Annotated in this window: 21 protein-coding genes; 2 read left to right on the forward strand and 19 right to left on the reverse strand. The window is 33.6% G+C overall.

The window, feature by feature from the left end:
* Positions 1-157 precede the first annotated feature (157 nt).
* The 19 genes from LJE72_RS17765 to LJE72_RS17850 form a co-directional block, all read right to left on the reverse strand.
* Positions 158-2,152, reverse strand: a complete 1,995-nt coding sequence (locus tag LJE72_RS17765) for a hypothetical protein (protein ID WP_229249252.1) — start codon at positions 2,150-2,152, stop codon at positions 158-160.
* A gap of 249 nt (positions 2,153-2,401) precedes the next feature.
* Entirely contained in the window at positions 2,402-3,328 is a 927-nt protein-coding gene (locus tag LJE72_RS17770) for a DUF4062 domain-containing protein (RefSeq protein ID WP_229249253.1), read from the reverse strand.
* Positions 3,329-3,490: 162 nt separating this feature from the next.
* Positions 3,491-5,188: a UvrD-helicase domain-containing protein gene (locus LJE72_RS17775; protein ID WP_229249254.1), complete on the reverse strand. Its 1,698-nt coding sequence runs from the start codon at positions 5,186-5,188 to the stop codon at positions 3,491-3,493.
* Positions 5,185-7,233, reverse strand: a complete 2,049-nt coding sequence (locus LJE72_RS17780) for an ATP-dependent nuclease (protein ID WP_229249255.1) — start codon at positions 7,231-7,233, stop codon at positions 5,185-5,187. Before LJE72_RS17780 ends, LJE72_RS17775 begins: the two co-directional genes overlap by 4 nt.
* A gap of 530 nt (positions 7,234-7,763) precedes the next feature.
* Complete coding sequence (locus LJE72_RS17785; protein ID WP_229249256.1) at positions 7,764-8,363, reverse strand: hypothetical protein; 600 nt, start codon at positions 8,361-8,363, stop codon at positions 7,764-7,766.
* 101 nt (positions 8,364-8,464) lie between these two features.
* A complete protein-coding gene (locus tag LJE72_RS17790) occupies positions 8,465-9,877 on the reverse strand; it encodes a DUF262 domain-containing protein (protein ID WP_282437922.1) in 1,413 nt (470 codons plus the stop codon).
* A gap of 113 nt (positions 9,878-9,990) precedes the next feature.
* On the reverse strand, positions 9,991-10,206 hold the full coding sequence (locus LJE72_RS26330) for a DUF262 domain-containing protein (protein ID WP_282437923.1): 216 nt from the start codon (positions 10,204-10,206) through the stop codon (positions 9,991-9,993).
* 124 nt (positions 10,207-10,330) lie between these two features.
* Positions 10,331-10,759: a hypothetical protein gene (locus LJE72_RS17795; RefSeq protein WP_229249257.1), complete on the reverse strand. Its 429-nt coding sequence runs from the start codon at positions 10,757-10,759 to the stop codon at positions 10,331-10,333.
* A gap of 153 nt (positions 10,760-10,912) precedes the next feature.
* The gene (locus tag LJE72_RS17800) at positions 10,913-12,091 is read right to left on the reverse strand and encodes an FRG domain-containing protein (RefSeq protein WP_229249258.1); all 1,179 of its coding nucleotides are present in this window, start codon (positions 12,089-12,091) and stop codon (positions 10,913-10,915) included.
* A gap of 484 nt (positions 12,092-12,575) precedes the next feature.
* Positions 12,576-13,241, reverse strand: coding sequence for a recombinase family protein (locus LJE72_RS17805; RefSeq protein ID WP_229249260.1), 666 nt, complete (start codon positions 13,239-13,241; stop codon positions 12,576-12,578).
* A gap of 1,271 nt (positions 13,242-14,512) precedes the next feature.
* Positions 14,513-15,379, reverse strand: a complete 867-nt coding sequence (locus LJE72_RS17810) for a hypothetical protein (RefSeq protein WP_229249262.1) — start codon at positions 15,377-15,379, stop codon at positions 14,513-14,515.
* The gene (locus tag LJE72_RS17815) at positions 15,379-15,579 is read right to left on the reverse strand and encodes a hypothetical protein (RefSeq protein ID WP_229249263.1); all 201 of its coding nucleotides are present in this window, start codon (positions 15,577-15,579) and stop codon (positions 15,379-15,381) included. The genes LJE72_RS17810 and LJE72_RS17815 overlap by 1 nt, the downstream gene beginning before the upstream one ends.
* A 47-nt stretch (positions 15,580-15,626) precedes the next feature.
* Positions 15,627-15,782: a hypothetical protein gene (locus tag LJE72_RS17820; protein ID WP_229249265.1), complete on the reverse strand. Its 156-nt coding sequence runs from the start codon at positions 15,780-15,782 to the stop codon at positions 15,627-15,629.
* A gap of 94 nt (positions 15,783-15,876) precedes the next feature.
* Entirely contained in the window at positions 15,877-16,254 is a 378-nt protein-coding gene (locus tag LJE72_RS17825; RefSeq protein WP_229249267.1) for a hypothetical protein, read from the reverse strand.
* A gap of 459 nt (positions 16,255-16,713) precedes the next feature.
* Entirely contained in the window at positions 16,714-17,298 is a 585-nt protein-coding gene (locus tag LJE72_RS17830) for a hypothetical protein (protein ID WP_229249268.1), read from the reverse strand.
* 256 nt (positions 17,299-17,554) lie between these two features.
* Positions 17,555-18,697 (reverse strand): hypothetical protein, encoded by a 1,143-nt coding sequence (locus tag LJE72_RS17835; RefSeq protein ID WP_229249269.1) that lies wholly within the window; start codon positions 18,695-18,697, stop codon positions 17,555-17,557.
* 159 nt (positions 18,698-18,856) lie between these two features.
* Positions 18,857-19,759, reverse strand: a complete 903-nt coding sequence (locus LJE72_RS17840) for a hypothetical protein (protein ID WP_229249270.1) — start codon at positions 19,757-19,759, stop codon at positions 18,857-18,859.
* Between the two features lie 153 nt (positions 19,760-19,912).
* Entirely contained in the window at positions 19,913-20,254 is a 342-nt protein-coding gene (locus tag LJE72_RS17845; RefSeq protein WP_229249271.1) for a restriction endonuclease, read from the reverse strand.
* A gap of 547 nt (positions 20,255-20,801) precedes the next feature.
* A complete protein-coding gene (locus tag LJE72_RS17850; RefSeq protein ID WP_229249272.1) occupies positions 20,802-21,833 on the reverse strand; it encodes a nuclease-related domain-containing protein in 1,032 nt (343 codons plus the stop codon).
* Between the two features lie 502 nt (positions 21,834-22,335).
* Between LJE72_RS17850 and LJE72_RS17855 the strand changes: the two genes are divergently transcribed.
* Both LJE72_RS17855 and LJE72_RS26335 read left to right on the forward strand, forming a co-directional pair.
* Entirely contained in the window at positions 22,336-22,695 is a 360-nt protein-coding gene (locus LJE72_RS17855) for a hypothetical protein (protein ID WP_229249273.1), read from the forward strand.
* A 40-nt stretch (positions 22,696-22,735) separates the two neighbouring features.
* Positions 22,736-22,867, forward strand: coding sequence for a hypothetical protein (locus LJE72_RS26335; protein WP_282437924.1), 132 nt, complete (start codon positions 22,736-22,738; stop codon positions 22,865-22,867).
* Positions 22,868-23,032 lie beyond the last annotated feature (165 nt).

Below are 23,032 nucleotides of genomic sequence, written 5' to 3' on the forward strand. Positions count from 1 at the left end.
GACCCATTGAAGCATCCAAAGCAGGGTCCCATGTCAAGTCTTCTCCAGAGTATCTCACCCTGCGAGGGGGTGGCTCTGGTCTAGCGTGAAGGTGGCTCAGTCTTTGCGTATTGATGTCTCACGGAGCATATTATTCACTAATCTTATCAATAGACAATTATTTACTAATAGCATAAAAATCATCGATTGTTTTAAACACCTTTTTCCTATGAAGATAGATTTTATTAATTGGTACACGTTCATCTTCTACTTCAGTAAACGCCTTTTGAAGGCCGATCTGCCAAGGACTTTTAATGAAGTTTAATAGCTTGTTTGTCGTAAGTTTACCTTGGAATACGCCTTTCATTTTGGGTGGTATAAACTGTCTGATCGGCTCTCCATTTTTGTAAATTGTCGGCAATCTTTTGTACAGTAAAGTAGCTAAGATTGTATAGTCAGTTATTATTACTCCCTCTGGATCAAATTTACCAGAAATTTTACACGAATATAAAAGCATCCTGTATATACGCCTAGGTTTCCATCCAGTAGAATATCTACAGCCTTTTTGCTTATTTAACTCTTCTAAAACATATACTATGTTGGAACTGTAGAAATCACTAATTCGATTTATCTGATTAATATCCTCAGGAATTTTGCGATTGTAAAAATCGTATCTTTTTCGCGGTGTCGCAGGTTGAACGGTATGTTTACATTCACACAAAAACATGTCTTCTCCTAAAACAAAAGCAACATCACATTGATATTCTTCATTATTAACATTCCTTTTTAAACTTACTGCAGGAATTTGATTTTCATTCAAATCAGTAAGAATTCGATCTTCGAAGCAATAACCCTTAAAGTTTAAATTAAAATTTTCTTTGGAAGCTAAAGACATTAGGGCTAAAGAATCTTGGATGTGACTAGCATACGAGGGAACCGTTATTATTTTCTCCCCAATTTCAATAAAGGGAGCATCAAACCAATCGATAGAATTCCGCTTGAATTTTAGTCTATTGCATATTCTTTTGGCACTCTTTTTATCTATCCCATACATTACAAATCTTTTAACCCACTCATCGATGGTGGATACATAAAGCCATTTATCTGGTTTACTGGACTCAGGGAACATAACTTTATCAATAAATTCTCTATTAACATATCTCACTATCGCAAACGCTCTTAACCATTTTACAATTTCGATTTCATCCACTTTAAAATCCAGGCTTTTACTTGAAAAATACTCGAGATATTCATTGTAAGATGCTTCTTCACGTTTGTCTAAATAACCATTTGGAGCCAGTAAATTCGATAAGTATACTTCTTCTTTATTAGGGCTATTGAAATCACACATAAAAGTCTGTCTGGAAGATTCAAATCTTTGAAGCTCAATTTTGTCTTGTATTAAATCCTTTATATCTTTAGGCTTAATCTCAATGCTAGTTTCATCATGTCGTAAAATTTCATAATTTCCAAATTTCCAATCTTCAAATGCATCAAATAGAACCGTTCTAATATCAATTAAAGGGAAATGAATCATCGATTGATTAATGTCACTAGAATTTATTTCTTTATCATATGAGCAAAATGTGAATTTGTTGTTCTTGTAAAGAAACCCATAAAAAATAAAAGCCTGGATAACTTTACTTGCTTGCTGAAACGTATAATCGACGGCATCTGTAAACTGGTTGGCTGTTAAATTGTTGATGCCTTTGATTTCGCCATTAATATTTCTTAGTATATCTACTTCGTTATATGAATTTTTATTTTTACCATTATTGAATTTACGATCATTTAAAGATCGCATATAAACTTCAAAAACTATAAGAAAAGCATAAAGTTTATTCTCATCGTTAATTTTAGCCACTTCTTCAAATTGATCCTTCGAGTAGAAATCTTCAAACAATACATTCCATGTTTTTATTTCCAGATCATATTCTTCAATTAGCTGTTGTTTCATTTGCATTAATGCCTTTGCATAGACTTTTTTATGCAAATCTAAAGAGATATTTGATTTCTCTGATTCTGACCTTGGATATGCGTTGACACCAAAACCATTTACTTTAAAAGCAAAAAGAATTTCTTCTACTGAATATTTTTCAATGAAAGCACTACTTTTATCATTCTTTGTATCTTTTAAGACATTATCTAATTCATAAAAAGCTGAACTTTTCAACGATTCATCCTACTTTCAGAACTTCAGTTTTGATTATTCTATATTAGCATTATAAGAAACGGAAATGAATGAATACTCTTTTTGAAACCTCAAATCGAATTCTAAGCTTCGTTCCGAAAGATTTCAAGCTTTCAATATGAGGGTTTATTTCGTGTCTCATTTTCTATCGTTTTAAATAACTATATTGTAGGATGGTGATTATTGAATATATAAAACGCCTCCCACTAAGGCGTTTTGGCTGTTCCCATACTAGAAAATTGAATCAGTAAACAATCTCATCTTTTCAATGTATTCTCTAAACTCATCATATTTCTCCAAGAATCTTCTGATAATATCTATATACTGATTTCTGCTTAGGTGAGGACTCGAACACATTGAACATCTGCTAATCATGACTTCTCCTATAACTGGAACCTTAATAGTCCTAAATGTACTAGGTATACTTGTAAAATCGTTACTATGAGAGCAGCTAAACTCCTCATATATGGAGATCAGATCATCCAATAAATCTTCAATTTTTCTATCAATGAAAATCCATTCCTCACCACTTTTAAACATAACTATCGTTTCAATAAAACTATCAAATATTGTCGAATCAGTCCAATCAAATTCACTCAAGCGATTTACTCTTTTCATTGATTCAATAATTTTAATAATATCTATTGCTTGGTCATAATCGTACTTTACACTTATCTTTTTAACTGAATTCTTAGGTAATTGTGCTTCTTCTATTTTTCTTAGCATAATCTCTTTCGCAATAGTGAATGTGGTCTCTTTTATCCTTTTTAATAAATCGTTATCATTCTTGAAGTAGTAATACGAAATTTGGTTATTATCAATTTCTTCAATTAATTCCTTTGCATCACTTTCATTATTTTCAAGTTTTATGTAAATGTGTTTAGGTATATTAGTCTCTAAGGCTATTTGGAATTCTTCGTGAGTTCCTGAAATACCCTTTTCCGTTTTATTGCCATATTTGTTCTTAATTATAAATATGATGAAATCCGCATCAAAAATGTCTTTTCTATACGTCATTGCATCAACTGAAGGAGTCAGATTCTTTTCGTAAAGCATTGCCTCAGCACCAATACTTGAAAAAAATTCTTCGATTTTCGATCTTATATTTAAATTTTCACTTAGAGTAGAACTTAAAAATATCCTGGGTTTAAACATCATATAAAACACCCCTTATGAAAAATGGCTATAACCTTCCGTTCCTCGCAGAAAATGACTAAATTACTCTCGTCTCTATATAAATACCTCAAGATGATGTCACTGTCACTACTCTTCACTCTTGGAGCAAAAGGCCGATTTACCTTAAGCTATATCATACAATTATCAAACTCTAACTATATTAAAGATACTTCCTAATATTGACAAATTACCTTTAGGCAATGATGGTATATTGATAAACAATCGTTTGATGGCCCTACTTACAGCTACATAGTTAATTCTATGTTCTTCTGGTATGCCTTTTAAATCAGGGTTGAGAAGAAATGAAAGATCACTTTCCTCCGTTAGAATAAGTAATACATTTTCAAACTCATCCCCTTTGGCTTTGTGAATAGTCTTATGTCTACTAACATCTTCGACAATCTTTACACATAAAGCCAATTGTTGATAACTATGTCCCTCATAAAAGGTTTTAGCTGCACCACTTGCTAGTCTTGAAATATCTGATTTGATTTCATTTTTTACAATAGAATAAAAATCAAACAATGGTTTGTCTTTGAATTCTTCATACTTTTTCAGAAGTAAACAGATATGCCTCAAAGCCTCTTTTTTACCTTTATCTTCATCATCTTTATCTTTAAAAATTCGTTCAAGTTCTTTGATAGCATTTTTAAAATTTCTTTCACGGGCATATTCAGTAGCTTTTAAACAAGCAATAACCACTTTGCTCCTATAACCGTTGTTGTTACTCGATTTGTCTTTATCCGAAAGTTCTTCAATCAATTTATCATTAAATGAAGTTCCTCCAACTTCCTTCTTCATTGCATTCGAAGTAATATTAATTCTTGACAATGAATATATGGGTTCATTATTACTCATTTCTGTTGCTTTTTTAAGAGCAGTAATCATCTCACCAACAATAATAACTGGAATTTCTCCATTCACATTTCTATATTTATTCTGGACAAGATCAACACGTACTAGATTCAATACATCAATGATTTGGTTTGTACTCCTCCTATTATCAGCCATTTCGTATTCCTCAATATTATGCAACATGAAAGAACCAAATTGTTGTGGTTCAGCACCTTGAAATCCATAGATTGATTGAGCTTCATCACCAATTATTCCGACAATAGTTTCTCTCTCACCAATTAATTTCAAAATTGCAACTTGAATTGGATTTGTATCTTGAAACTCATCCACAAAGAAATATGGAAACTTCGATTGTAATACTTGTATTATAAATGGATGCTTTTTAATAAGTTGATAACTAAAAAAGAGGACATCATCATGATGAATCACAGCCTTTCCCCAAGCCATTTTTTTATACTCAAAATATGAATCATTTTTAATGTTATATCCTCCAACTCTTTGAGGATAATCAGGCTTTACAACTAGATCACCCGAATCATCAAATTTCCACCTTATTGCTCTAAAGGCTTTAACTAATAACTTGTCATCCGTAATTCTCTGTTGTCTAGTCTTAGCTTTCCATTCTCTCAAAAAAGAATAATTTGATAGAATTATGTCATCATGCCCATCTATCTCTGCCACTTTCAAACCATAATCGTCAACTAGAAAAGCAGCATAAGGTTTTACAATATTCTTGTATAAAAAACTGTGAATCGTTGAAACTTCTACTTGTTCTGTAGAAGTCCCTAAACGGTTCAAAATTGTTTCAACAGCAATATTTGTGTAAGTAATACAAGCAACTTTACGGGTTTTCTCTAATCTTGTAGAGTGATGCAATACATTTTTAATATGTTCAACCAACCAATATGTCTTACCTGCACCAGGTCCCGCTGACACTCTAAAATGATTCTCAATAGCAATTAGTGTATCTGAATTTATCTGAATCATTGGCATATCCACTCTATCGCTTGTTTTATGTAATCAGGAACATTAAATTCTTTGTATTCTGTTGTTCCTTTTTTTGTTAGATTCTCATCTAACACATATGCTAATTCCAATGCATTTTCTCCTTTTCCAACTGAATTAAGATATCGAGCAGCTATAATTGCCCTAGACTTATCATTATCAGTAAACGAAGTGTTTACGTTTATGCTATCGATAATTCTTTTGTTTTCATGGCTACCTCTCAACTTTGTTTCATAATCTGATATGGGTTTTTCATTTTCATATAATGACATAAGTTCTTTGATTTCTTCTTTATTACTCATTGAATCAGTTATCAATAATTCAAGTGAGGGATTATACAAAATCAAATCATATTCAAAGGTTTTTCCTTTGTCTACGTTTTGACTAAAAAAAACAATATTCGGATGAGTTGTAATTGGATATTTATCTGCACTGGCATTGTTCTTATAATTATAAATCGTTCTATCTTGATTGTATTCAAATGGATAGCATTTTTCATAACTACCACCAGAGATTTTTTTTCTTTCTGGGTCTCTATCCGTTAGGCAAACAATTTTCTTGTTCAAAGCATCTGGCTTTTGGCTGTCAAACAAATGCAAGAAGTGATCAAAGAATCTCCCCCCTACATTTATTACTGCAATATGCTTTTCATCTAACGAAATACCTTCATATCTTGCCAGAATGGATATAAGTAATTGCTCTGAAATTCCTTCCACTAAAATCACCTTTTGTGCAAAAAGCATATCCGATTTGGTTGCATCTAAAAACCGTTGAACATATTTTTTACTTTTCCCATCGGAGGGAAATACCTTCCCAGGATATCCAACTGTACTTTCTTCAGCCTCATTGTGTAAGCAAATCATCTCATCAAGAGAAACAGATGACGTAATATGAGTTGAGTGAGTAGAAACAAAAATTTGTCTTACCTTTTTTTCTAATTTGTTCTTTTTCAAAAATCTTAAAAACTGATATTGCATTGCAGGGTGCAGATGTGCTTCGGGTTCTTCAATAGCCAAGATAGGGAAGACTTTAGCATTGCTCCCTAAATACTTACCATCTGAATTTACTTGCATTTTTGATAAAAGCAAGGACATGAAAATCAAGTTATTATATCCTAGTCCATTATGTGTAGCAGGTATTTTTACCCCACTTTCATATTCGACAATCAATTTTAGTGCCGAAAACATTTCAACGTCCGAGATGCTTCCTTCGAAATTAGGAATAGCGTTATTAAAAGATGCTCCTGTATTTTTTGCATATGATAAGATTTGTTCTTTACCTTCCGTCATTCTTCCCTGAAGGTCAATAAGTAAAGCATCTGCATTATCAGAAAAATCCTGTTTTTTCGTTTTGATTTCTGCTTTTTTATCTCCCTCTGACTTACTTGTATCAGATTTAATTTCATAATCCATAAAAAAATCCAATACACTTCTTAAAAGGGTATTTTTCCCAGTAAGCATGTCTCTCTCAACATCACGAATTGCATCTAAAAATTGAAAATCGAATTTTTGCAATGATTCACTATCAGCAACGGTTTGAGTTGTTGTATTTCCTCCCCATATTTTATATACATACAATCTTATAAAGTCGTGTTTTATTGTTTTCCAAGCTATATTTAAATCTGTAGCAGTATTAATCGCTTCTAAATAATTGGCTTTCTCTTTTTCAGGAAGAAAAAACTCATAGGTTAATAGTGCTTCATAGGGTTCTTCTAGCTTAGTAAGCCAATTTCCTACCGTAACTAAGTCATCGGAATTTAGGTCTTCTCCGATACTCTCATTTATCGTAATACTTATTCGGATTGTTGGTGAATTAGCTTTTAGATCGTCAAGTGAATTATGTTTATTGAAATCATCTACATCTAACCTCTTTGATCCTTGGGAATCAAGTACCAACCCTAATGCCTTAATTAAATTTGATTTACCCGCATTATTATGACCGATGATGACATTTACGCCATCATTAAATTCTATATCTTTAATATTAAAATTCCTGAAATTTTCTATTCTTATTTTGGATATGTACATTCTTTCATCTCCACTTATTTTGTATTTTGTTCACATAAGAAGTAGCAATAAAGCTATCTCAAACAGTCCTCGAATGAAAGGTTGTTTTTTGTATACGGTTAAGGGGTTTACCTTGCCTGTGAAATTGCTCTAGTTCTAGAATTCAACACTTTTCCTGAACATTCCTGCAATAAATACAAATACTAGAAAAATATCCAGAACTCAGTAATCGCTCTGGATGTGGAACTTCATTAATATATTCTTAATCTTCTAGGGTCTTGTTCATAGTCGGAAAGATTATTCTTGTGATCGATTCAGTCGCAGTCGTCAAATAACTTGCCGACGGATGAAGATGAGCGATTCAGTTATTGCTTCTAAATCCAATGTCAACTGCTGTAATGTCACCCCCACCCAATAGCAATGAGGCTAAGAAGGGTGAATGAACCCTTCTTAGCCTCATAATCTACAACTCTTCTGTGGAATGTGTTCCGCTTCATTCCTAACTCCATAGCCCGACTGCTGTAGCTCCATCTCTTTCACTCGATAATAATCTATTGAACAACACTAAACATCCTGTTAAACTTTTCTCTTTCGTCTATATTACCTACATCTTTTAGTAAAGAGATATATCGATTAAAATCATTCCTAATCTCGTTTAAAAATCTTTTAGGATTAATTATTATCGTTCCAGTTTGCGAAAAATCGATTGGGTGTTCAGATTCATTACTAATAATTACTTGTCCACCACTCATACCGTTATGGAATAGACCACACCTAACTTGTTTGTAAAAATCATTTAATTTTTCGTCATCTACAGAAAGCGAAAAAATTCTCTCTAGACCTCTCTTAAAGAAATCCCTACTATTCCGTTCACTAGTTTCACCAGCAATATATTGTTGAACTCCCTCGATATAGGAAGCACTAATCATTATAACAACAAAACCATTATTTTCTCCTCTTAGTAGCCTTGAACCTCGATCTAAAAACCATCCCTTAACTTGTCTTTTGTAAATCTTAATTTTGTCATCTATATTATTTGGGTCGAGATATTCATTCCTTTTTTCATCGTAGATTTCAGGAATGTCCTCATTCATATGACCATGAATTTTTGGAGCTAAATAAACAGGGTAATTTCTAAGCCTTTTTGGCATTATACTTCCACTCTCCTTATAAATTTGGAATAAATCTAATTGTTTAACCCCTCCATCGTAAACAAAGATGAGGCAATTTATGTCCCTCGATTACTCTTAGTTTAACTTAACTCGCTTTTCAACTTGCTTATTAGCAATTTTTCACGTTCATTCATGAAAATAAGAAAATTCGGGAAAGTTAGGTCAACAGTCGGTATATAGTGCTTGGACTTAAAGTCTTTTTTATCTTGCTCAGTTTTGTATGTTTCTTTTAACCAGACCTCGAACTCCTTGTCTCTCTTTTCTATATTCGGAATAGCTTCAAGCAGCTGAAGGTTTGCCATGGAATTGCAAAATGAGATACACAAGTCGATATCTTCATCAGCAACCTTTTTATTTCGAAGCTTTCGTTGTGTAAAGAGGCTCTTCGGAAAAATATGATCTATATGGAAATGGTTGCTGAAATCAAAAGATGGATAAAGCAAAGAAAATGTTGCTAATACATCTCCGTTCCCATATTTAACAATCATAATATTTGTAATATCCTCATCCGAAAATACAATAGTTTTATTTGTTCCTTTGAATTTTTCAATTATTGCTTCAAGCGGGAAACCGCTGTCATGGTTGCTCTGAATAATGTCGCTAATTGGTCGCAAAACATTATCAGGCTGACCCCCAAATACTTTCTTCAATAAGGAAAGCACTATCCATTTCTTTATTTTCTTTCTATCCTCAGCCCTTGATGTTGAAGTTACAAAGCTATGAGGTGAGCCAATGGTCTGTAAATAGTAGGCGATCGGAATTATCGCGTTATTAGCCGCTAGGGTTTCTCTACTATATCCAAAGCTCGAAACCAAATTCACAGCCAATCTTATCGCTTTGGTTAGGTTGTCCCAGTTCTGTTCAATTTTTAACATATTTGCTTTATTAAAGTTATCAACTTTAAATGCAATGTTTTTTAATCCGCTCAACACTAAGGAAGCTTTTAATACAAAGTCCTTTGAGAAATTAAAACCTGCACCGATTCCGTTGATCTCATCGACAAACTCATTTATTTCTTCACGTGCATCCTTCGTCTGCCATTGAGCCGTTGCAATTGACAAAAGTAAATCTGAATAGCTTAAAGTCGTGCCACCGCTATTAACTCTGATGAAGATATTTAGCACCTTGTCCAGTTCTTCACTTTTTTCAAGATAATAGCTTATGGTCGGTTTACTATGAATTACTTTGTAAAGCTGTGAAAGGGCTTTGTTTGCAAATATGGTTTTATCTTTGGTGTATTCAGTAAAAGAAATTTTTTCAAGCAAAAACTCAGTAACATTCTCTAGCTCTGGCATATCAAGCATGTCGCCAACCCGCAACCAGTAATGTTCTTTATCGTTTATCGCATCCTCAGATGTTAGGAACTGGAAATCATATTTCATATCTTCCTCACTCGACTCTGCGACAATATTCAAGTATAGATACCTCTTCGGATATGCCAACGGATTATCCCATCTTTTATACGGTAGTTTATAAGCAAAGCTTCCTTTCAAAGCAATGTATATCGATGTTAGCCTTTGTTGACCATCCAGAACAGCAACGATATCGTCATCGCCTTTTAGGTCTGCTTTCGGATTGTGTCTTTTATCTTTTTCATGATATTCCCTTAGAAACTCATAGAAACCGTAATCTTGTCTACGTTCTTTTGATACCTTCCAAAATAAAAAGAGCTTATAGGATAATCTCTCATTAGGCTGTCAAATAGCATCTCAATTTGATAGGTATCCCATACAAATTCCCTTTGAATCGCAGGAAGAAGATATTTTTTCGAGTGTATCTCCTTTACAATTTCATTGATCGTTAAAGCTGTTTGATATGACATATTTTCAAGAACCCCTCTCGCTTTTTTCTATTTGTTAATCATCATTAAAAAAGATAAATAGCATTAAAATATTTCAGCATAACACTGAGACATCCATTTTCATGTTTAATTTCAATCACCTTACTCACTTAATCTCAACTTCACCTTCACCCAATGTTTCTCCAGAAAGTTTGCAAATCGCAACTCTATACTTTCCTTTCTCAGTAAAATTGAACCCAAAATGGTATACTCCCCACTTAGGATCAACATCTACATCCTCACGGTGGTAGACACTTTCTGCTGTTCCAGTTCTATAAATTGTAACTTGAAGTTTTGATACTTCAAAAGCGGAAGATGCTTGTAAAGTTACTTCAACCTTACCCGAATTGAATATAATCCCCGTATTAATAGGGGTTATTTTTTCGTCAACTTTCTCACTAAATACTAATCTAGGTTGTCGCTGTGGTTGCGAAGAAACAGGTGAACTGGTTCTATTACACCCAACGGAAGAAAAAACGGATAAACTAATGAGAAGGAAAGCGAAAAGAACCAATGAGTTCCTAACCTTTTTCAACTAATATTCCTCCCAAAATGGCGAATATTAGTTAGTTGTTACACAAGTAAAAAGTTAGGGCGTTATTAGCCGTTCTAGCAAAGCGATACCGCTCCTCTAAATTAAGATATCAGCTTAATTTAGAGGAGCGGTATCGCTTTTATATCCTACTAGCTAATATTTACCTTTAATATAATCAGCAACATCATCAATTTCTGGAAAAAGAGTCGCTTTATTGATGGAATAGGCATTTAATACATCAATAAATTTCCGTTTACTTTCAACAATGAAAACCTGCCGTTTTCCATTGATCGCATTGTATCGTAAATCATTGACATCAAGATGTCTATAATCTATAGATAAACCACACAATATAAACGATCCATCTTGCTTCAATATCCTATTATTATTTTTGAGTGGTAAGACAATTCGACTGTGCAGCAAATCCTCTTTTATAATTTGATCCTTAAATGCAGGCTTTTCAGTTTTCACCTCATGCAATAACCGTTGCACATTTTTGTTAAAATCATCCTGGGCCAGACTTTCTATAGCATAGTTATATATCTCTTGTTGTTTTTCATATTCAAATAAAGGCAAACTAGCTAATATTGATATTGTATCACTTTGAGGGTATTTAATTTCACGATCATCAACTGAAAAAATAACAATTTCTCCATAGGACTCATGATTATTTTCACAAGCGAAATATAATGCTACTAAAGGATTCCGCGTAATATCCAATAATCTTGTGGGCAATCCATAATGTTGCATTTCTACAAGGTATTCAAGATGTGACTTCATTTTTTCAAAATTGCTAGGACAGTTAATAATTAGTTCATTATACATTTTTCGTTCGTTTCTATGCCAGTTTTCTTTACGCATTAATGAAGGAAGTAAAATATAATTTGCTTCTGAATGTCCTCGATAAAACAAAGTTTTTCCTATTGAATACATTTCTTCAATATTTTTGTAGAAATCTTCAATAGAACCAATAAATTTCAGGTCTACCTTAGAGCTTAGATAAGCGATCCCTTTAGAAATCTCAATCTCGTCTGAAAACTGATATCTTTCTATTAACAACTTAATCAGTTCATGGGTAGCTTCTAATCGAGCATTATCATTGTTGAGCGACTTGAAAATCCAATTAACTAAAGCCTGTGCTTCTATTAGTTTCATATCATCAGGTATTTTGTAATTCTGCATTTGAGGCTGCAAAAATCCATTTAAAACCGCGGCAATATTCTCCTTTTCGGAATAACCATTTTTATACAGATTTATTATTGGAGAGTCGATGTCCCTTAACTTTTGTTGAATTAACTCTTCACTAATTTTACTATATATATAAATGTTCATATCACAATATCCATCAGAAATCAGTTTATCTCCACATACTAAATAGAACGCCTTCTCTACAAATGGATTCGTATATATGTCATCAAAAAAGTAATTAAAGAAGAAGAAGAAAGCAATCGCCCCCATTATTATTTATTGTGATTTGTAATGAACTCCCAATTTATTGACAAAATAGTTTCTAAATTATTTCGTAATAATGTTTTGAATAGAAACCGACTTTTATATTTGGATAAGTTCGCACATATAACTGAACCTTTTTCTATTATTCAACAATTTTTGTAGATATTCCTGCAATAAATATAAGTATTACAAAATATCTCAGAAAGAATTAAATTGTAACACTCTCAATCGTCATACAACTTGCCGATGGGTGTGTATCTACTCTGACCATAGTTGTAATACTGATAAGGTCTAATCAGTCTTAATGCACCCCACCCATAGCAATGAAAAAAGAAGAGGCAAGGGAATCCCCTGCATTCTTCTCTTATTTTTGTTTTCCTTGCTTTAATGCTTCATATTGCTTCTTGTATCTGTAGAAACTTGGTTTAGTCATACCTAGTCTTTTCATACATTCAAAAGGTTTTACCGCTCCTGCTTCAACATCCTTATATGCTTTTACAAATAAGTTGAAGTCCATCACTTTGGGTCTACCATATTGCTCCCACTCTCCACGTTCTTTCATGGACGCTATGCCTTCTCTTTGCCGCTTCTCTCGCTTTTGCATTTCAGCATGGGCGAAGGTCGCATACATTTCAACTAGCATATTGTTGATTGTGTCCATCATCATTGAAGCCATATCTTTGTCATTATCCTTATTAAAGGATGAGTAATCAACCAAAGAAGTCGGTATCTCCAGTATCATCATTCTGACACCTAAGTTTTTGAAGTGTTGTATCTCTTTTAATGTGTCTAATTTGTTTCTACCCAACCTATCTAACTCTGAAACGATAATGACATCACCTTTATTCTTTGCCATCCTCTTCATAGCTAGATAGTCAGGGCGATTAAAGTTCTTGCCTGTCTGTTGATCACAAAACATTTCATCCAATTCAATATTATGTTCTTGGCAATAATCCTTAATAGCTTTGATTCCTCTATCAAGATGTTGCTCAGTCGTAGAAGTTCTGTGGTATCCGTATACTTTTGCCATTGACCTACCTCCGTTCACTTTGTTCAGTAAGTCAACTATACCCTTATATTATCACAATGTATACACTTTAATTGAGACTTCTCAATAATATTTATGCTTACATTTTGAGCATATAAAACGAGCTGAAAGTAGTAGGATCGATAAGTATACTTTTTGAGACGTTTTGTAAATAGACCTGCTTTACAATTAATTTTCTACAAGCGAGTATAACGCTTGTCTATTTGGTGGTCTGTAACCCATTGGGCAAGTCAGGCATCAATGTCCTAACGGGTCACGAAATGGACAGTTTAGCTCGTCAACACCCTTTTGCCATAAAAAATAAAAGATTCAAACATTCTAACTATTCATAATTTTAATATTACAATCTCAAGATGAATATTTCCGTGTGACAGAGCCAACAATACGCTCTTGGCTGAGCCACCTTCACGCTGAAATGAGCCACCATGTTGGTGGTTGAACCACCAGTTGAATGAACGGTTAACGGTCTGTCCACGGGACCCAAAGATAGACCTTACATGGGGGCTGTGATGCTACCCAGTACCAAGAGATGGGGCTTACCAAAGAGGAATACTTCCATATGAGCCATAGCCCTCGACCCATTGAAGCATCCAAAGCAGGGTCCCATGTCGAGTCTGCCCCAGAGTATCTCACCCTGTGAGGGATGGCTCTGGTCTAGCGTGAAGGTGGCTCAGTCTTTGCGTGATGGCTCTCACGGAGCATATTATTCACTCAAGAACAAGCCTTTTAGACACGTATATATTCAAAGACATCTTATACCGTCAAACTTTGGACTGGATAGCTTAGGCATTAACAATTAATTGATTAATGCTATCAAGACAGTGTTTTAGAAAGAGCCATCGAATAAATAATTAATTCGATGGCTTAGAATTACACCTTATAACACAAACCTATTATCACACTGTTCACAATCCAAATACACAGGCTAATACATCATAAATGGTTCCTACCCCTTATGATGTATTAGCCTGTCCGCTGTAAAAATTAGCTTCATGAAAGTTCAGATGTTAGAATATCTCTATAAATCTTTCCACTAAAGTAAGAAAATGTTCATTAATGGTGAATTTAAGAAGTATGAATTTAAATCAAGGGAGGGGGATAAAGCACGAAAAATTAATTAAGATTAGTTGAACGGATTATCTGACTATAAGTAAATTCCTCTGCTTGTTCCCTTAGCCAAGTTAAGCTATCCTCAACTGCACTTCAGGGGAAATCTGGGCTATTTTCGTAGTATTCTTGATTGATTATTAGAACTAATTTTCAATATTGGAAGGATCATTTAGTGCATCTCCTTCGATTAAATCGCTAATTGTCTCTTCCAGGAAATTGCCTTCTTCATCGGTGCCTTTTAAATCCATATAAATCTGTCCTTTAGTTAAAATCTTTATCAATATATCTGTCTTCTTAGTACTATTTTTCATAATTAAATCTTCAAAACTACGTGCTATCAAAGAATTATCTATCTTGTGCAGATTTCCATTTTTTTTGAATCCCAAATTCTCTAATAAAAGTATTGCTTCGTGATTTTCACATCCTAATAAATGAGCCAATTGTTCATAATCCCATTCAGGTCTAGAAAAGATAAAGGCTAATATATTTCCTATATTTTTAGCCCCCCTATCCCCCCATTTATTCCAATATTTAGTTATAATATTTTTCCAGAACAAGACAAATTCCTTTAATACAGCCAAGTCCGCCGCGTAATTTAGAAATTGATCTAAATATTCAATCAAGTCAGCATATTGAGGTAACTCTGTCCACCCACAGGCTAAATCATAATAATCAAATTCGAATCCCTCAAAATCAGGTATAATACCATACTCTACTGAAACAATTAAATCATTCAAAGTTATTCCTCTCCACGGAACTTCCCACTTTAATACTGAGTTTGTTATAGCCCATGGCAAACTTCTTGCAAAGTAATCGATGTTCTCTGACCGCATTTCAATTTTTAGTCCGTCTTCAGTAACATACTGGAAGAAGAAATGGCTGGAATCTATGTGTTCAACGTTAAAGTTTGCAGATATTATATCGATTAACTTCTCTTCTCCAAATTCTTTGATGTAAAACCACTTTTTGATTCCATTAAAACTAATGGAAATTACTTCCCGCTTGCTCACTATATGTTCCCTCCCCTTATTTCAAACCATTCCTTTACTTCAATTCGTCCTTCTTCAGCCTCAAGCTTACCCTCAGCAATATACTCCAGTATTCTCGAAATGCTAAAATCAAAGATTCCATTAGGATATATTTCATCGCCTTCGCTCGTTGGCAGTGGCGTATAGTTCTTATTCAGTTTAATCTTTCTACTTTTATTCATCTTCTACAAGCCTTGCCACGTCCGAACCGCACTTTTTGCACTTGCCCCTAAGTAAGATTCCAAACTTTTTCGTTATACATAGTGTAGTCGACGATAGTGGCTACCCCACAAGTGGAGCAAAAAACATTATTTATAAGAAGTTGCTGAATATTTGGGGGTATTTTCGCCCATTTTTTAACCGCCTGAAAATCTGTTACTGGCAAACGACAAGCCTCCTTTTCTTGGGACAAGATACACATGATTCGGTTGTGAAGTAATTGGTCACTCCAGCTTATAATGAATAACTTCTATACAACGTCACTCGCATATTAATCTCAACCTTAAAGCTTCAGTCTCGAACAAATACTGAACCTTTTGTTCCAAAGCATCAAGCTCGTCGATAGGCTGTTGTTTCTCTTTGTTATAAGGAACGCCTTGGAATCCTCTCAATCGCTTCGCCAATAGTTCGTTTTGTCTGTTAAGTTTCTCAAATTGAAATAAGACATCTGGCGAAAAGAACGTTTCAGGTATTAGAACATCTACGTGTGCTGGGATACGTTTTAAATGCAACTGGTTAGCGAGATATGCTCGACGATTTCCGCCATTACATACTGAATATGTGAAATCAGGAAACTGTTTTAAAATTAGTCCCTCAGGTGCAGGGTCCTTCCAGCCATAACGTTTTACATTCTTCATTAAAGATGCCATTTCTGCATTATTTGCAATTTCGTTCGGAGAGCGTGATAATCCTATTATTTAAAAAGGGTCCACTTCAGTAATTCCTAAATAGTAAAGATAGTGTTCAGGATATTTTGCTAATAACTCCTCATATTAAGCCATTTTTCATTTTCCATTACAAATTGAACCCCTCCCTCAATTTGTTAGGGATTCGGGTGATAAAATCACAATCTCTTCCCTAGTGTATTTAAGGCATTCTTCTCTATATACGTTCTGACGTTTCAATGCAAATTTTCTGCAGGGTTACTATTACGCTAATTTACACCCATCTTCTTCATTAAGTTATTATGCTTTTCTTTATATAGCATTCGATGTCTATTCTTTGAATCGACAAGCTATGGGAAACGCATCGACTATCACGCATGCTATCGATAAGGTGAATTTTTAACATTGAAAGTGTAAGAGCTAAACAATATTTTAGGTATTATTTATTAACCACTGTTGTAACTCAGGCCACCATATATTTTTAACATCTTCATCTTCAGGATATATTTTTGATTTATTCTCAACAAGTTTACGGTCATTTGGAACTTGGTTAATTACTCCCCAGTAAGGTGATACTACAATGCTTGAGGGAAACATGGGGTTCTCATATAAAATATCGACATTTCCGTCAATTACTTCTTTGCCTATTCTAACCCATGCATGCTCCCAAACAAATACCTCCTTGCCATTCTGATAATAATATGACTTTCCAAATGCTTCTCTCGATTGTATACCAAGGCTTCTTAAGCTTAAAGATAATAAGCTTGCAAATTGAATACACATTTCAGAACGTCCAGCGAGGTTTTCGTCAACATACATTGCAACTTTATTTAATAACGCTCTTCGAAAATCCGAGTTTAAGACAGTCGAAGAATCAATAAGTTTTTCAGAAGGTAATGGTCTTAAACCTTTTCTTTTCTCCTCCCTGATTTTTGTAATAGGCTTTCTGTCAGAAAGACTTAACTGTTCAAAAAATTCCTCAACTGAATAATTTACTGCTGGGGATATTTCTCTCATAATACATCTCGCTCCTCCGATTACCCACAATAGAACATGTCCAATTCTATTGCAGGATGTGCGAAAGAAATTTTGGGGAAATCACCCCCGCACTTCTCGCATCGTATCATCTTTTAAGTCATTTGTTATGAAAAAATTGTCCTTAATTCTAACATTATTGCCTCACTTTAACAATTTCAGCTATATGCTTTTAGTTTCAAACAGCCTGATGCGTAACCGTTCCTAAACGTGTTTTTAACTATAGAATTTTCCGTTATCAATTATTATTTTTTAAAAGTGAAAAAATACTGTTTACTACTTTCTTAATAATACTTACCTTTTCATATTCAGTATTTTTATCTGAAACCTCTTGAGTTTTATTCAAGACAAATTCCGTCTTACTTACATGCATGCTCAAGCCTTTATTGTCTTCAACCAAAGCCTCCGACTGAATTACACTATTTATTTCTTTTTTACCTGGTGAATAATTACTCATATCATTCTTTAGCAAATCTGCTTTAATAATCTCGTTATGTATATACAAATCTCTAGTTTCTGAAATAACATGTTTTTTGTTATACTTCTCTAATTCCTTCCCCTCGAAAAATATTTTTACAGAATCTTCATCTAGACTTTGAATATGGAAATCATTTACGATATTAACAAAGAACTTTCCTCGGGAATAACTAATATTCCCATATGCAATTGCATAACCATTCTCTAATTTTTTAAATTTATTTAACTTATCAGGATAACGAAAAACTATTGATAAGTCTTTACTATTAGTTCGATAAGCGTTTATAAATATGATCTTATCCGACAATTTTGTGCTTTCAACTTTAAAAACTACAAATCTCGATTTATCAATCAAATTCTTATCTAATTCATCTATAACTTTAAGAACCTCATCAAGAGGTACAATTTCGTTTTCAGTCGTAAAACGAAAATTTATTGCTTTGAGGCTATCTATCTCGTTTTGTTCAATAAGTTGTTTCATCTGATAAACACTGCGAACAACATCCCTGAAAACTTCTTTATGATGTTCATATTTCGGATACTCTTTATTACCTATGTTACCTTTCCCTAAATCTTTATACTGTAACTGAGACTTTCTACTCCTAAATCTTTGAGCTAATTGAAATATATCTATAACAATTTCAAGGGTATTATTTTGTCTCCTTATAATGTTTGTAATCTCTCTACCTTTCCAGTCAGCTTCAAAGATTTTCACAGCTATCCTTCCACAGTTATGTCCACCCTGGTTAGGCCAAGCACGAAAAAATCCATCGACAACATGGACTAATTTTAAAGGGGGCTTACAAAATGGACAATAAATCCTACCCTTATGGATAGAATCATGATATTCTGTAATGTCAATTACATTACCATTATACTTAGCAATACGAAGTTTTTCTGCCAATTAGATCAACCCCATTTTCTTTGTTTCCCTTGGGATAGACTTGACATGGGGCCTACTCAGAATGCTTCAATGTGTGACAGCGATCTCTAGCCCGCCATGAATTTCGAACTCGACATGTATGGATAAGAAGCGGGTTTATAACTGTTTGGGGAAACGGGATTACTCCTGCATTTTTAGAGGAATTATCATCTCATCATCGTAACTTATGTAAATTTCATCTATATAATCATATTCCTTCTGTTTTGCTAAAAGCTTTTCGTTAAATGTATTTTGCAATACTTTAAAGTTAAAACCACTACCTGGATGGAAGTTTTCCATATCAACCAGTAATTGCATGCCTGTTTTAAATTTAAAAATAAATAACACTACCTTTTTGGAGGTTTCATACCCCTTGAACTTATTTTTACACCTTTTAAGTAAGTCGAATATTTTCTCAACTAAATCATCATAATCCAAACCAATTTCAAATAATTCTTTTAAGGTCATACCTGAGTCATCAGTTAATTTTAATGGAATAGCAAATAATATCCTTTCGCCGTCCGTTATATTTTTAAATTTTTCATCCATTTTTTCAAAGCTCAGATTTACATATTCATCAGAAAATATATTTTTAGTAAAGTGTTTCTCATTATCCCAATTATTTTCAATAAATTCTTTAAATTTTACAGACAGAATTTTCAAATAACTATCTTTCAATTTATTTTTTATACTAATGTTGATCTGATATTCCTTATTAATACAGGTATTATTAATTATATCAGTTATTAAACTCTTCAATTTATCAACATTATATTGCATACTTTCCACCTTTTGCTTTGATTCATTATTCTCCTTAAAACCATGCAAAAGAGTTTTAACTTCTACAAGCATTTTCTCGTTCTCATTATCTTGATCTTGATAAAGCAAATCTGCTCTACCTTCAAAAGCTTCACCATTTCCTTTATCTTTATCTAAACAAGAATCTCGCTTGTAATTTTTAGTGTGATATTCATTGTATTTTTCAATAAAAAACTGAGCCTGATTACATTCCCATGTTGTACAATTATCACATTCATTAGTCATTTTTAAAACTCCTTCGTTACATCAATTTACATCTAAAATTCGTCAAATTCCATTATTAAACATAATCTGAGGACTTTGGGTAATTACTACAGTTATTTGACTCGTCCACAATCTTCATTTCAGAATTCATGTTTCCAGTTGTCAGCATACTTATTAGTTTGTCTCGTTCCCAAAGCTCAACCTTATTCCTGAAGCCAATTCTTTTGCCTGTGGAGTGCAGTAATTATTTGTTACAACGATTGCATTTTTAGCAGAATAGTAAGCCATTGATGAGGTTAGCTCTTGGATAGCTGAAACACCAACAGGATGACTGTAGCGTTTAGCTTGCACTACTGTTTTCCCTGAAGCATTATCCACAACTAAATCCGCACCATAGTCACCTGATTCTGGTGTTAGTTTTACACTGTAGCCTAAATCACCAAATAAGACTTCTAACCTTTGTTCAAACTCTCTCCCTGTCATCTTGTCAATATTATTTATACCTAATTTCCTCAATTTGTTTCGAGTCCAAGATTTGTAGTTAATATAGATAAATACGGTTAATACGCACAGGCTAATAAATAAAACTATGAATGTGGTAAAAAGCGAGTATGCTCAGTGATTAATTGCATGGCAAGATAAATCACTAATAATCCATATATAATTTTTTGTAAAAGCGTTTTCTTTTGCTTTTGTTAAGTATTATTTGAAATTTAAATCCTTTTCTTCGAGCCAAGATAAATCATCATCCTTCTAACAATCTCAGTCACATGCTTCATTCAACATAATACTAGAAGTGTAAGTTGTAGCTTATTCATTCTCAAACCGTCTAACAAATTGACATAATTCCTCGTCCCACATCCACGATGTTTGGTCTTCTGGATTATCCAAGAACTTTACCATTACATCGAATTCCGATGATTTCAAGGCAGACTCGAACCACTCTTCAACTGATATGTCGAGAGATTTGCATATAGCATCTAGTCGAGCCTTTGTTCTTTCGTCAGATGGGAAACACATAAACATTAAAGATCACCTCGTTTTTATCAATTAATGATTAATGTCAACTTTGACTTTTTCTGAACCCCGCTACCTGAGCATCTTTTTCGGTTAAGAACCATTCCTCTGGAGTAGTTACTTCATAGTATTTGCCACCAGGCACATGATAAATTTTTTCTCCCTTGGCGTTGATATTTCCTTTAATTTTTTGACCTTGTTGTTCTACACCATTAGGCTGTGTAGTAGAAAATCCGTTGACAGGTTTTGTGAAGATATTACCGTTAAAGATAAAAACCGAAAGTAATGTTAATAAAATGCCTGCTAATGCCAATATGAATTTATTCATTTTCATTTTAGGTTCAGGAGGCTTTGCGTTATTCTTTTCTAGGTTTTCAACCTTTTCAGCCAGCTCGTTTGTAATTTTATCGAACTTCAGATTAGTTTCTATTTCGATCTCACTAGCATATTTATCTGAAATGCTTAATTTATTAGCTATTACCTCGATCATCTCGTTTGATAATTTCGGATAACATCCAGGATATTTCGTTGAATATTCCAAAAGCATATCAATATTTTGATTCAACTGGTCTTTAAAAATATGACAGTTATAATAATGCTGAGTCATAGTGTGATTCCACCTATCAGGGGGAAACTTAGTTGTAAAATCATTCTTGGAAAATCCGAAGTGTACAACAGCACACCCAATTAACTGGTAAGGGTTATTGATTTCAGGATAACTAGACAACAAATATGCGTTTAAATCTTCGATATGTTTTCTTACCTGATCCAGAGGATTTTGAATGTCTCCCATAATTTCTAATGATCCATTAGGGGAAGCAGTCTTGATAGGCTTGATCTCCCAATGTTTTACCTCAATCATTCTAAAACCATAACGAGGAGAAATAATCAAAAAATCAGGGTCATATTTCCCAATAATAGGGTGTGAAATTATGTATGTATCTTTAGGCAAATACTTTGATAATAAATCACCAACTGCAATTTCCCCTTCTAATCCTTTCTCTTGATTTTTAGTTAATTTCATAAGGGTCTGCTTTTTATTTATTAAAGAGTCTCTTCCCAAATAATTAGTAGCCATTTATATTACTCCTTACACTGACGGAATTAATAGGGCGTATGTAAGTCCACAAATACTTTCGACAAACATTTCTTCAAAGCTAAGTTCCATATATCTTCTTCAGTACCATTACCCAACAATATTACCAATTCGACAAGTATTTTCCTTTCACCTTCCCTTTGAGAAAGAAAAAATCACCATTGTAGTTGGTTTCTTCTACTTCTTTCGTATAATCCAATTCCCTTAAATTTATGATCGTTGTCCATCGTATTGTGAAGTTTTGGGGAATGCAGGAGTTAATACTTTCAAAGTATTACAAAGTGTAACAGTTCTGCACAGCAAGAGATTCATAGGGTTCATTATTCTGCTCTGTGATAGTCCTTAAGCTATTGTGGACCAATGGCTTTTTCTCTCAACCCAGTTTATCTTACGGACATAATTTGTAAATTGTATTACATAATGCATATAAAGTGTTGACTTTCGTCTTTTTTGTGGTATTATTTACCTTGGGAGGTGGACAATAATGGCAAGTCTAAATGAACAATATCCTGTACGATCTGTACATAGTGTAAGACTTAACGACCACTTAATCGAATGTGCTAAGGAAACAGGTATACCTATAAGCAATATAATTGAATCGTGCTTAACTAATTTTGTAACTCTTAGTGACGAAGAGAGGATGCAGTTGTTAGTAAACAGCGATCCTGACAAGGTGGAAGCAGAACAAGTAAAAAAACCTAAATTCAACTACGCAGATCGAGCCATCGAGAAGGCTAAAGAAAGTCTAGGGAACAAATATTCAAATAGAACAAGTACAAAGCTACTAATTGCACTTGGCTTAATGTTAATGGTGGCTGTATTTTTTTCTAATAAGGAAAGTTAGTTTGGTAATAGGGGTAGGGAAAATATATGGAGGTGAAAATATGAGTAATTTAGGCATTGCAATTGGGGGCGGAAAAGCTTTCAGTGTTCCAACTATTGGAGTAATAATTGCTTTCGGCCTGGTGTTTTGGTCTGGCATCGTTTACGCCAAAAGATCTGAGAGCCATATATAAAAAAACCACCAAGCTACAACTTGGTGGATGGGCTATAATGTCCCACATTGAATTACATTAACAGTCTATATGAATCCAATAATACTTTCAACAATTAACTAGTTCTGCTCTGATAGTGTCAATAAATGTTCGCAAAAACCATCCGAATTCCTAAAGGCAGATCAG

Source organism: Desulfosporosinus shakirovi (assembly GCF_020595055.1).
In the GTDB taxonomy this organism is placed as follows: Bacteria; Bacillota; Desulfitobacteriia; order Desulfitobacteriales; family Desulfitobacteriaceae; genus Desulfosporosinus; species Desulfosporosinus shakirovi.

What these genes read in the sequence shown, in the direction of transcription:
- LJE72_RS17770 (WP_229249253.1), bottom strand. Translation starts at nt 3,328, where the DNA reads ATGATGTTTAAACCCAGGATATTTTTAAGTTCTACTCTAAGTGAAAAT.
- LJE72_RS17775 (WP_229249254.1), bottom strand. Translation starts at nt 5,188, where the DNA reads ATGATTCAGATAAATTCAGATACACTAATTGCTATTGAGAATCATTTT.
- LJE72_RS17780 (WP_229249255.1), bottom strand. Translation starts at nt 7,233, where the DNA reads ATGTACATATCCAAAATAAGAATAGAAAATTTCAGGAATTTTAATATT.
- LJE72_RS17785 (WP_229249256.1), bottom strand. Translation starts at nt 8,363, where the DNA reads ATGCCAAAAAGGCTTAGAAATTACCCTGTTTATTTAGCTCCAAAAATT.
- LJE72_RS26330 (WP_282437923.1), bottom strand. Translation starts at nt 10,206, where the DNA reads ATGTCATATCAAACAGCTTTAACGATCAATGAAATTGTAAAGGAGATA.
- LJE72_RS17800 (WP_229249258.1), bottom strand. Translation starts at nt 12,091, where the DNA reads ATGAACATTTATATATATAGTAAAATTAGTGAAGAGTTAATTCAACAA.
- LJE72_RS17805 (WP_229249260.1), bottom strand. Translation starts at nt 13,241, where the DNA reads ATGGCAAAAGTATACGGATACCACAGAACTTCTACGACTGAGCAACAT.
- LJE72_RS17815 (WP_229249263.1), bottom strand. Translation starts at nt 15,579, where the DNA reads ATGAATAAAAGTAGAAAGATTAAACTGAATAAGAACTATACGCCACTG.
- LJE72_RS17825 (WP_229249267.1), bottom strand. Translation starts at nt 16,254, where the DNA reads ATGAAGAATGTAAAACGTTATGGCTGGAAGGACCCTGCACCTGAGGGA.
- LJE72_RS17830 (WP_229249268.1), bottom strand. Translation starts at nt 17,298, where the DNA reads ATGAGAGAAATATCCCCAGCAGTAAATTATTCAGTTGAGGAATTTTTT.
- LJE72_RS17840 (WP_229249270.1), bottom strand. Translation starts at nt 19,759, where the DNA reads ATGACTAATGAATGTGATAATTGTACAACATGGGAATGTAATCAGGCT.
- LJE72_RS17850 (WP_229249272.1), bottom strand. Translation starts at nt 21,833, where the DNA reads ATGGCTACTAATTATTTGGGAAGAGACTCTTTAATAAATAAAAAGCAG.
- LJE72_RS17855 (WP_229249273.1), top strand. Translation starts at nt 22,336, where the DNA reads ATGGCAAGTCTAAATGAACAATATCCTGTACGATCTGTACATAGTGTA.
- LJE72_RS26335 (WP_282437924.1), top strand. Translation starts at nt 22,736, where the DNA reads ATGAGTAATTTAGGCATTGCAATTGGGGGCGGAAAAGCTTTCAGTGTT.